The sequence below is a fragment of the Psychrobacter sp. AOP3-A1-26 genome (genome assembly GCF_052378235.1).
Taxonomy (GTDB): Bacteria; Pseudomonadota; Gammaproteobacteria; order Pseudomonadales; family Moraxellaceae; genus Psychrobacter.
Window position 1 is genome coordinate 17,925 of record NZ_JBQSXN010000038.1, and the last position, 9,902, is coordinate 27,826.

At 43.7% G+C, this 9,902-nt stretch carries 7 protein-coding genes; all 7 read left to right on the plus strand.

All coding sequences use genetic code 11. The features are described 5' to 3' along the window. Positions 1-393 precede the first annotated feature (393 nt). A complete protein-coding gene (gene ggt, locus ACT3TU_RS08045) occupies positions 394-2,340 on the plus strand; it encodes a gamma-glutamyltransferase (RefSeq protein ID WP_444784247.1) in 1,947 nt (648 codons plus the stop codon). A 478-nt stretch (positions 2,341-2,818) separates the two neighbouring features. After that, positions 2,819-3,250, plus strand: coding sequence for a hypothetical protein (locus ACT3TU_RS08050; protein ID WP_444784248.1), 432 nt, complete (start codon positions 2,819-2,821; stop codon positions 3,248-3,250). Between the two features lie 136 nt (positions 3,251-3,386). Beyond that, the gene (locus ACT3TU_RS08055; RefSeq protein WP_444784249.1) at positions 3,387-3,785 is read left to right on the plus strand and encodes a hypothetical protein; all 399 of its coding nucleotides are present in this window, start codon (positions 3,387-3,389) and stop codon (positions 3,783-3,785) included. Between the two features lie 392 nt (positions 3,786-4,177). Beyond that, positions 4,178-7,903, plus strand: a complete 3,726-nt coding sequence (gene dnaE / locus ACT3TU_RS08060) for a DNA polymerase III subunit alpha (protein WP_444784250.1) — start codon at positions 4,178-4,180, stop codon at positions 7,901-7,903. Positions 7,904-7,996: 93 nt separating this feature from the next. Continuing rightward, positions 7,997-8,377: an Hpt domain-containing protein gene (locus ACT3TU_RS08065; RefSeq protein ID WP_444784251.1), complete on the plus strand. Its 381-nt coding sequence runs from the start codon at positions 7,997-7,999 to the stop codon at positions 8,375-8,377. Beyond that, positions 8,377-9,282: an RNA methyltransferase gene (locus tag ACT3TU_RS08070; RefSeq protein WP_444784252.1), complete on the plus strand. Its 906-nt coding sequence runs from the start codon at positions 8,377-8,379 to the stop codon at positions 9,280-9,282. Before ACT3TU_RS08065 ends, ACT3TU_RS08070 begins: the two co-directional genes overlap by 1 nt. Before the next feature lie 192 nt (positions 9,283-9,474). Further along, the coding region (locus ACT3TU_RS08075) for a YtoQ family protein (protein WP_444784253.1) at positions 9,475-9,902 on the plus strand (428 nt) is incomplete at its 3' end.

Here is a 9,902-nt window from a genome sequence, read left to right on the forward strand (position 1 = left end):
TAGGGGCTGTATAGAATTCAGCTAAGGAACTGACAGAGACTATTTTTTAGGCAATTCGACGCCAAAAATAGTAAGTTTAGTTATTCTAAGCGCGATAGTTTTGGCTATGAAGTGGCAAAAAATAGTCCTGTTCCTTCGGACTGATGCTAAAATCGCCCCAGACGTTGTTGTAAATCTAGCTAAGGTCTCGACATTACCTTCGATTTACGCCTAGTCTGGAATTATTTTAGCGATCAGCAGTCCTAATAGATGAATTCTATACAGCCCCTAATAAGACTATTTGCTTATAAAATGTAGAGCTAGTCACTATTTAGTCACTACTTTAACCTCTTTATTTTTATAGCTTAGCTGCTACGAACCCAGTTTCATCACTTGCGTAAAAAGGAACTTATAATGCCAAGCTCAATGTCAAAAAATACCACTCATACTTCTCGCGATAACTTTCAAGATAGATCGAAAATCAAAGCCACTATCTTGTTAATCAGCAGTACGTTTTTAGTATCGCTATCTGCTCATGCTGCTGAATCCACAATCAATCAATCAAATACCATCAACCCAACATCGATTAATACCAGTGCTATCAATCTAGCGATTATGACTGATAATCCTACCGTATTGTCTGAAACTCAGCGTGTTACACCAGCAACAAGTAATGTCCTTACCCCCACAACTAACAACGCTAAAACTGATCAAGCCATTTACTCAGCTGACGCGATTCATCATCCAGTCTGGGCAAAGAATGGCATGGTCGCCACCCAAGAAGCCCTCGCCTCTGATATCGGACTCAAGATTTTAAAAGACGGTGGTAATGCGGTTGATGCTGGGGTCGCCGTTGGCTTTGCCTTAGCAGTGACCTTACCGCGTGCTGGAAACATCGGCGGTGGTGGTTTTATGATGATTTATGATGCCAAGCAAGGCAAAACAGTGGCACTCGATTACCGTGAAAAAGCGCCGAGTAGCGCCTCGCGTGATATGTATCTCGATGAAGAAGGCAATGCGGTCAGTGATTTATCACGCTATCATGGCTTAGCGATTGGGGTTCCGGGGACAGTCGCAGGATTACTTAAAGCGTTAGAAGATCATGGCACCATGAGTCGCGGACAAGTGATGGCACCAGCCATTGCACTGGCTGAGGACGGTATAGAAGTGACTGCAGGTCTGTCCGAGTCACTAGAAGCCCTAAGCGATCGTTTGCAAAAATGGCCAAGTACTAAAAAGATATTTTTTAAAGCTGATGGCAGCGCCTATCAACCCGGTGAGCGTTTAAAACAACCTGAACTGGCAAAATCACTTAAGCTTGTTGCGGCAAAAGGTGCCGATGGGTTTTATAAAGGGGAAACGGCCAAAAAACTGGTAAAAGCGGTTAATGAGGCTGGCGGGAGCATGAGCCTAGAAGACTTAGCCAATTACGAAGCTATTGCTCGCGAGCCAGTCAAAGGGGAGTATCGTGGTTATGAGATTGTGTCGATGCCACCACCCTCTTCTGGCGGTATACACATCGTACAGATTTTAAATATCTTAGAAGGCTATCCGCTAAAAGACTACGGTCAAAACAGCGCGCAAACGATTCACTTAATGGCTGAAGCAATGCAGTTGGCTTATGCGGATCGAGCGGAGTATTTGGGGGATTCTGATTTTATCGATGTGCCTGCCAGCGGCTTAACCTCACAAGCTTATGCGGATAAACTGCGCGCGTTGATTAATCCAAAAAAAGCCACGCCAGCGTCTACTATTAATGCAAATAATCCACTACCTTATGAAAGCGATCAAACCACGCATTTCTCTATCGTTGATAAAGACGGCAATGCGATAGCCAATACCTATACGCTGAACTTTTCTTACGGTACTGGGCTGGTTGCTGAAGGCACAGGTATTTTACTCAATAATGAAATGGATGATTTCTCTGCCAAGCCTGGCGTGCCTAATGGCTATGGACTATTAGGTGGTGAGGCAAATGCGGTAGAAGCTAATAAACGACCGTTATCCTCGATGAGTCCGACAATCGTATTTAAAGACAGTAAACCTTATATCGTCACTGGTAGCCCCGGTGGTAGCCGCATTATTACTACCGTCGCGCAAGTGATCTCTAACGTCATCGATCATGATATGAATATCGCTGAAGCGACACACGCACCGCGTATTCATGATCAGTGGCAACCCGATGAGATTCGAGTCGAAAAAGCACTAAATATTGATACCGTTAAAAAACTTGAATCAATGGGGCACAAGGTCAGCCCCAAAGCAGCCATGGGCTCAACGCAGTCGATTATGATGACGCCAAATGGAGTCTATGGTTCTTCTGACCCACGTATCGTCGATGCGGCGGTGGTTGGGTATTAATCATATCACTGAGTTCTATTATGCAATCAATAAAACTCGTATTACTCATGACCAGCACACCAGGACTAGCAGCCTATGAAACTACTTTAGGTTTTTAATCGACTCGCAAATGCAGACAAAATATTTAGAAAATGATTCTGGCAACGCCGTAGTAAAATGTACAACTGCGGTAAGCTGGAAAACAGGCAAGCCTCTTTTTTCTTTAATCCCCAAAAGCTGAGCAAATTTATTTTGGCGAGATATCTGGTGGCGTTGAAGGATTGGGATCAAAATATAATTTGAATAATGGAAATATAAGGTTTACTTGTAAAAGTGGCACAGTTACTCCTGTTCATATGAGTAGCTCGTAGTAACCGATTAAAGGCTTAGTTTTAATAGTTAGCTGCGACTTAGTTTATTCTATTTATATGATTATCGTAGATATAGATAATGCTAATGCTATCGCTACGTCATCTAAGGCTAACTAAGGAGCAATATCATGAGAATCATCAGCACTATCATAGCAGGTGTTTGCCTAGTCTCTCTCACCGCCTGCGGTAATCTTCAAAACTGGAATAGTGACTATTTAACAGGTGGAGAATATCTATCAGATGATCAGGGTCTAGTGGGAGACTGTCAGGGGAGTCACATAAGCACGAAGCATAATCCTGAGTCAGCAGCTGATAGATTTTGGCAAGCTAATAATTTACCAAAAGGAACCACTGACTTTGTCTGCAAAGACGGCAAAGCCTACTTACCTAGTAAAGTCACGGACTGTCAGGGTAACCTCATCGCTAAACAGCCGGGTGGCATTGCGCAGTTCAAGCTTAACAATAATTTCCCCAGATATAAAGATGGTGAAATGGTTTGGTACACCATGTTCAACTGTCAAGGCAGTAAAGTTGTTCCTATAGATTATACTAATAAGTAGTGCGTCTTTATAGTCGCTGCTTTTAATGATGTCTTGATGCGTTCAACTCCTTTTTTTACCGCTATGGAAAATAATAAAAATATGTTTTTCCGCTACGTCATTCAAGGTTAATCAAGGTTAATCAAGGAACAGCATTATGAAAACTATTAGAGCTGTCTTAATTACCATCTGCCTTCTACCTCTTAATGCGTGTCTCGATATGAACGCTGCACTACAAGGAGGTGGAAAATATTTGAAAGATGATCAAGGAAGATTAGTGGGAGACTGCAGAGGAAATAATTTAAGCATGGAGCTTTCAATTTCAGATGCTGATACATTTTGGCAAGATAATAACTTGCCGAAAGGAACCTATGACTTCGTTTGTAAAGATGGTAAAGCCTACTTGCCTAGCAAAGTCACAGATTGTCAAAATAATCTCATTGCTAAGCAGTCTGGTGGTGTTGAAGGATTTAGATCAAAGTACAACTTAAATAACGGAAATATGAGATTCACTTGTAACAATGGCACGGTTACTCCTGTTCCTTTGAGCAGCTAGTTAAAAAAACCGTCGCACTACCTACCAGTCTTAACATGATATTAAATACTGGCTATATCAAAAATGCCTGACATTACGATTTGGCACTAGCTTGATGGATGATGATTTATATTTTTTCATACCTTAAAACTTAAGTATTTATCATGAAAACTCACTTATGATATTGATTTTATAGTCATAAAAAATATTTTTTACATGTTTTTACTCAGTCTTACAGGTTTGAATCAGTAGCTGCCCGCGCCAAATAATGCTATTATTAACGACCAAATTTAAACCTTGAAAATACAATTTTTAGCGCTCTACTACGTTTTAAAAAAGCATAAAGTATTGATAATAAAAATTTTATCATCATACAACCCATTCCTTCTCGATCGTACCAGTAAGAGTCTTCTATGGCATTTGTACACCTTGGCATTCACAGCGAATATTCCATTACCGATTCTATCGTGCGTATCAAGCCGTTGATTAAAGCGGCAGCGGCAGACAATCAAAGCGCGCTTGCGTTGACCGACTTATCGAACCTTTATGCCACGGTAAAGTTCTACCGTGCCTGCTTGGGCGCTGGTATCAAACCCATTATCGGTAGTGAAGTCATTATGGATAATGACGACACACGCTTGACCTTATTGGCGATGGATAACGAAGGCTATCAAAACATTACCCGTATCGTATCGCTTGGCTTTACCGAAGGTCGCGCAGACCCTGCCAACCATGGTACGCCTGTCATTAAACGTCACCATATTTTAGAGCATGCGGCAGGCGTCATTGTTTTATTTACCGAAAAATCTGATGTTGGTCAAGCGCTAGTCGGCTCGATGCCAGAAAAAGCCGATGAGCTGATTACAGAGTGGCAAGCCCATTTTGATGATCGCTTATATTTTGCCATCAAACGTACCAATCGCTCAGGTGAAGACGCATTTATCAAAGCAGCGATTCATGCGGGTGCCAAACACAATATTCCAATTGTTGCCCATAATGACGTGCGCTTTTTAGAACAAGACGATTTTGATGCTCACGAAGCACGGGTTTGTATCGCAGGCTCCTACGTACTCGCCGACCAAAATCGTCCACAAACTTATTCTGATGAGCAATATTTAAAAACTCAAGCGCAAATGGAGCAATTGTTTGCTGATATTCCGCAAGTTATTGATAATACCTTACGCTTAACAACCCGCTGTAATGTGACCTTGACACTGGGTATTAACGTCCTGCCTGATTTTCCAGTACCTGAAGGTGAGACCACTGAGTCGTTTTTTCGGGCTGAGTCGCAACGCGGTCTTGATAGGCGGCTAGACAAGCTATTTCCTGTTGACGAGCGTAGTGAACACTGGGACGACTTTCGCCAAAAGTATGACGAGCGCTTAGAATATGAGCTTGAGATTATCTTATCCATGGGTTTCCCTGGTTACTTCCTTATCGTCATGGATTTTATCCGCTGGGCGAAAGCCAATGGCGTACCTGTTGGCCCAGGCCGTGGTTCTGGTGCCGGGTCCTTGGTCGCTTATGCATTAAACATTACCGATCTTGACCCTATTCATTACGACTTGCTTTTTGAGCGCTTCTTAAACCCTGAGCGTGTCTCCATGCCCGATTTCGATATTGACTTTTGTATTGAAGGTCGTGACCGCGTTATTGATTATGTCGCACAAACTTATGGGCGTGAAGCGGTCTCGCAGATTATCACCTTTGGTACCATGGCAGCAAAAGCAGTGGTACGAGATGTGGCGCGCGTACAAAGTAAATCGTACTTTCTCGCCAGCAAATTATCAAAACTCATCCCCAAAACGCCTGGTATTACGCTGAGCCAAGCCCTCGAACAAGAGCCGCAGCTCAAAGATTTAATCTCCAACCCTGATAATATGGATTATGAAGATGCCATTGAGATTTGGGAGATGGCCATCAAGCTGGAAGGTGTCTGCCGAAACGTCGGTAAACATGCGGGTGGCGTACTAATTGCCCCTCATAAAATCACTGATTTTAGTGCTATTTACTGTGATGACGAAGGACACCGCGTTAGTCAATTTGATAAAGACGATGTCGAAGATGTTGGTCTGGTAAAGTTTGACTTCTTGGGTCTGCGTAACTTAACGGTAATTAGCGCGGCCGTTGAAAACATCAATCGACGCCGTGCGATAGAAGGCAAAGATGCGCTGGTGTTAGAAGAGTTGCCATTAGATGACAGCAAGGCTTATAAGCTACTGCAAGATGCCAAAACCACGGCTGTCTTTCAGCTAGAAAGTATGGGCATGAAAAAGTATCTGGCAAAATTACAACCGACCAATATCGAAGACGTTATCGCCATGTGTGCGCTGTATCGCCCAGGTCCACTCGATGCCGGTATGGTCGAGATGTATATTGACCGTAAGCACGGCCGCGAGGAAGTCATTTATGACCATCCTAACCTTGAGCCAATTTTAGAAAACACCAACGGCGTTATTGTCTATCAAGAACAAGTGATGCAAATCTCGCAAGTAATGGCAGGCTATAGCTTGGGCGGTGCGGATATGTTACGCCGTGCTATGGGTAAGAAAAAGCCTGAAGAGATGGCCAAACAGCGCGATATTTTTATCACAGGGGCAACGTCGCAAGGTATCGATGAAGTGACTTCAGGTGGCGTATTTGACTTGATGGAAAAGTTCGCCGGTTATGGTTTTAACCGCTCGCATTCTGCTGCTTATGGTGTACTGGCTTATCAAACTGCTTATCTAAAGCAATACTACCCTGCCGAATTTATGGCCGCGGTACTCACATCAGATATGAACAACACCGATAACGTGGTGTTCTTTATCAATGACTGCCGTGAAAACTTTGATTTAACCGTGGTCAATCCATCGGTTAACCGCAGTGAATGGCACTTTGTTGCTGATACGCCAACCAACATTATTTATGGACTGGGCGCTATTAAAGGGGTTGGTGAAGGTGCGGTTGAATCTATCGTTGATGCGCGCCGCCGTGAGGGTCCGTTTAAAGATTTATATGACTTTTGCCGACGCGTTGATATCAAAAAGGTTAATAAGCGCACCCTTGAAGGTCTGATAAACGCTGGCTGTTTTGATGACTTTGCTGCCACTTTACGACCTGACTTGCCAGCAGACGAAGCATACGAGATTCGCGGTGCGCTGATGAGTCAACTGCCAAGCGCGGTGCAAGCCGCTGAGCAAGACCGTCAAAACCGCGAGATCGGTATGATGGATTTGTTTGGTGAAATGGATGGCGTCGTTGCCGCACCGCCACTCGTGATGACACCTGAGTTGATTTGGGGCGATAAGCATCGTTTAAAAGCTGAAAAAAATACGTTAGGTTTGTATTTAACGGGACATCCTATCAATGAGTATTTAGACGAGTTAAAACGTTATACCTCAGGCGCACGCCTCGATAAGCTCACGGATACTGGCTATAATGGTAGCTGCTACTTTGCAGGCTTAATCATCGACATCGCCAATTTTGGTAACCGTAACGTCATTACCTTGGATGATGGCACCTCAAGACTAGAGGTAAGCTGTTACGCTGAGCGCTTCAATCGTGTTAAAGACCAGCTCAAGGTTGACGAAGTAGTTATTATAAAAGGCAGTATCCGTGAGCGCGAGGGTCGCCTATTTGCGCGCCTTGATAGTGCTATGAGCATGGTCGATGCCCGCCTCAGATGGCTAAAAAAAATCAGTATTAAAATTCACGGCAGCGATATCGACTTACTGACGCGCATGCAACCGTTACTTAAATCTGCACAAGCCAGCATTATTCCGGCACCAAAGCTGTCTTATGACCATGAACAAAACGAGCAAGGCGGTAATATAAACAACGGCGCTAACGGTGTTTACGATCCGGTGATGGGCGGCAGCCTATATGATGAAGATGGCAACGATTTATTGGCGTTAGAAAGCGACATGACCCAAGATACTCTTCACCAAAATGGCAGCAGCTATGCCAACAACGCCCTGAGTAATACAGACGCTTCCATTAACGATAACTGCCTGCCACTTGGGCTGAGTATCTATGAAGAATATGGCATTGCCAATGTTGGTTTATCGGAGCATTGGCGCGTTTATCCAAATGACGATAATTTACAACAGCTAAAAAGTATGATTAGTGAGGATAAATTACACTTTCATTACAGCTGATGATTTGATTAGCGTTAGCATATTCATTAGCATTAAGAAACCAACGACACTTAAACTTTCCATGTTAACTTTTATCCTATTGGACACATGACCATGGCTGAAAACCACAATAACAATATAACTGCCAATCCTGATGACCAGGTTATCAATGATGAGCAATTTGAAGATATGCGTGACTTACTAGAAGAAGACTTTGTCGATTTAATACAAGTCTATATTACTGACTGTCATGAGCGTATCACCAAACTTAGAATCGCGCAGCAAGAAAACGATAATGCCAATGGCTTTGAGCTTGCTCACGCATTAAAAGGTGCCAGTGCTAATCTGGGTACAACCCAACTGGTAAGTCTTAGCAGTCAATTACAAGAGCGATGCCGCGAGCAGCGTATCAGCGAACAAGCCCCGCTTATCGAAGACATTGCTATAGCATTAGACCATGCAGAACAAGACATCAACCAGCGCTTGGGGCAATAATGAGTAACAATGCATCATCGTCAATAGCGGGTTTTTCGGTCAGCGATTATCTGTCTTGCATACAAGTGGTGATGGTTAATACCACCTTACCCGCCAATATCGGCTCAGCAGCGCGCGCGATGCATACTATGGGCTTATCACGCCTGACGGTCGTTGATCCTAAATTTCCAATTGATGACACCAGTGTCTCACACGCCGCTGGTGGTAGTGATTTATTGTCCTCCGCAACCATTGCGCCGACACTAGAGTCGGCAATAGCGGACTGTCAGCTAGTGTTTGCGGCCAGCAGTCGCAGTCGTCATCTGCCCCGCCCTGTGGTAACACCTACCCAAGCGGCCAAAATCATGCTGGATTTTATTGATAAGCAGTCGGCTATAGCATTAAGCACGACTACCAATGATCAACCAATAAATGACAAGGCCAACAAGCCAAATATTGCTATCCTATTTGGCCGTGAAGATCGTGGTTTGACCAACGAAGAGTTGGCTTACGCTGATTATCATATTCAAATCGACGCCAACCCTGCCTACCCAGTGCTCAATGTCGCCTCAGCGGTGCAAGTGATAGCCAGTTTTATCTTTGCTTATACCCAAACGCATATCGAAGCTGATAGTAATAAGGGTAATGAGGAAAGATTAGAAACGACGGGCAGCTTAGAGATAACAGAACATCCCCTACTTAATACCTATCTACGTCAGCAATGGGATGAACCTGCGATTACCCAGCAACAATTGCAACAGCTTACAGAACGCATCACCGCATTAATGGTGCAACGTAAACTGGCGGACAGTGAAAATTTAAAATCGCTACCATCGCGTTTGTCTCGACTGGGCTCGCGCCTACAGCTCGATCAAAAAGAATATCAATTATTAAGCGCTTTGATTGCCAAACTTGCAAAAGATTAATACTTAGCTACAATTCATGGCTCACTAGATTTTTTGTGCCATGGACAGCAGTTAATATATTGCCGTACGCCGCACACATCATTCGATAACTATCATTCATTTTTTATGAATCGAACAACAGTAGCAACTGTTCACTAACAGCTGGCCTGAATTTGAGAATAACCAGCATTTAATACTAAAAAGGAGTTTATTATGAATTGGACCGTTTATTTATCTGGAGAAATACACACCGACTGGCGTCAGAAAATCATGCAAGGCGCTAAAGACCATGGTCTGAATATTAAGTTCACATCTGCAGTGACTGAGCACGAAGCCAGCGACGCAGCCGGTGATGTACTCGGCGAAAATGAAAGTGGATTCTGGCGCGACCATCAGTCGTCGAAGGTCAATGCGATTCGTACCAAAAATATGATTCAAAAATGTGATATTGCTATCATTCGTTTTGGTGATAAATACAAGCAGTGGAACGCCGCTTTCGATGCGGGCTACTGTGCGGCCTTGGGCAAGCCTTATATCACATTGCATGCTGAGGATATTATTCATCCACTAAAAGAAGTGGATGCAGCAGCAATGGGCTGGGCGCAAACGCCTGAGCAGGTTGTAGAGCTATTAAAATATAT